Raw genomic sequence first — 2,048 nt, forward strand, 5'->3', positions numbered from 1 at the left:
CCATCCTGCTATTCCAGGACGTGAGCGTGATTCCCATCCTGGCGCTGCTCGCCCTCACCGGCGCCGGCGGGCAGGCGCCGGGCTGGCCCGCCCTGGCGGCTTTGCTGATCGTGGCCCTGGCCGGTCGGCCGGTGCTGGCCACCATGTTTCGCTACGTGGCGCGGTTTGGCGGCGGCAACCGCGAATTGTTCGCCGCCGCCGCGCTGCTGGGCGCCGTGGGCATCGGCGTGGGGCTGAATAGCGTGGGGCTGTCGGCCTCGCTGGGCGCCTTTCTCGCCGGCGTGCTGCTGGCCGACTCGGAATTCCGCCATGAGTTGGAGGCGGCCATCGAGCCTTTCGAGAGCCTGCTGCTGGGCCTGTTCTTCATCGCGGTGGGCATGGGCATTGCACTGCCGCTGGTGATGGCCCAACCCCTGCAGGTGCTCGGCCTGGGGGCGGGCATTCTGCTGCTCAAGGCCCTCACGCTCTACGCGGGGCGACGGCTCATCGGCGGCGACGACGCGCTCAGCCGCCCGCTGGCGATTTTGCTGGCCTGCGGCGGCGAATTCGCCTTCGTGCTGTTCACCAGCGCGCGCAGTGGCGGCCTGCTCGACGGCCCCACCGCCGAGCTGCTGACCGTGGCAGTGGCCGTCTCCATGGCCCTGGCGCCGTTTCTGCTCATCCTCAACGATCGGCTGATCCAGCCGTGGGCGCGCAACCGTCAGGCGCCGCCCTTCAGCACCATCGACGAGCCCGGCCAGCCCGTCGTCATCGCAGGTTACGGGCGCGTCGGCCAGGTCGTCGGACGGCTGCTCAACGCTCAGGGCGTGGCCTTCACCGCGCTGGATGCCAGCGCCGAGCAGGTGGACTTCTTGCGCCAGTTCGGCAACAAGATCTACTACGGCGACGCCACCCGCCTGTCGCTGCTGCGCGCCGCCCACGTGCAGGACGCCCGGCTGTTCGTCCTCGCCGTCGATGACGTCGAGGCCAGCCTGAAGATCGCCGAGTTGCTGCGCACCCACTTCCCCGACGTGCCACTGCTGGCGCGGGCGCGCAACCGTACCCATCTCATGCGCCTGCGCGAGCTCGGCGTGAAAGAGGTGCTGCGCGAAACCTGGGGCACCAGCGTGGAGCTGGGACGGCGGGCGCTGCAGACCGTGCAGCCCGACGTCGATGCCGACCGGGTGGTCGCGCTGTTCACCGCCCACGATCTGCGCCTGCTCGACCGCCAGCAGGCTGTCTCGCACGACCAGGCCGCGCTCGTCGCCCTGTCGAAAGACGCCCGCGCCGAGCTGGAAGACATTCTCCAGGGCGACGCCCAACTGCACCTCGCCACCGCCCCGCAAGACAACACCGACACGTCCAAGACCGTGCCGGATGCGGCGGCGTAGGACGACATCGGGCAACGGGGTTTCGCCGTTCGAGCGCCTGCAGAAAAGACGCCACGCGCGTACAGTCTTTGGCTTTGCCCAAGGAGAAAAACATGTCCCTGAATCTCGCTCCTGCATCGCTCAAAGATCGCGTCGTCCTCATCACCGGCGCTTCGTCCGGCTTCGGCGAAGCGACCGCCGAACTGTTCGCGCAGGCCGGCGCGCGCCTGGCGCTGAGCGCACGCCGAGGCGACCGGCTGGACGCTTTGGCCGCACGCCTGCGCGCGCTGGGCTCCGAGGTGCGGGTTCTTCCTGCCGACCTGGCCGAAGTCAAAGCCGCGCAAGCCATCGTGCAAGATACGGAAGCGCATTTCGGCCGGCTCGACATCCTGGTCAACAACGCCGGAGTCATGTATTTGGAGCCGATCGACAGTGCGGATATGACCCGCTGGCAACACATGATCCAGCTGAACCTGCTCGCCCTCATGGCCAGTTGCCAGGCCGCCCTGCCCGGCATGCGCGCCAGGAAGGACGGGCACATTTTCAACATGGCTTCCACTGCGGGGCGGCAAGCCAACCCCAACGGCGGGGGCTATTCAGCTTCGAAATGGGGCGTGGTGGGTTTTAGCGAATCACTGCGGCGCGAGGCCTACAAAGACAATATCCGCGTCACCGTGATCGAGCCGGGCGTGGCCCAGA

2 protein-coding genes are annotated in these 2,048 nt (G+C 68.2%); both read left to right on the forward strand.

All coding sequences use genetic code 11. From position 1 onward, the window contains the following. Positions 1-1,370 (forward strand): NAD-binding protein (locus AC2VLV_RS12640; protein WP_486990322.1); only part of this gene is annotated, 1,370 nt, incomplete at its 5' end. Positions 1,371-1,462: 92 nt separating this feature from the next. Beyond that, positions 1,463-2,048: SDR family oxidoreductase (locus AC2VLV_RS12645; RefSeq protein WP_486990323.1), on the forward strand; the 586-nt coding region annotated here is incomplete at its 3' end.

Source organism: Thiomonas sp. TH-17 (assembly GCF_057473305.1).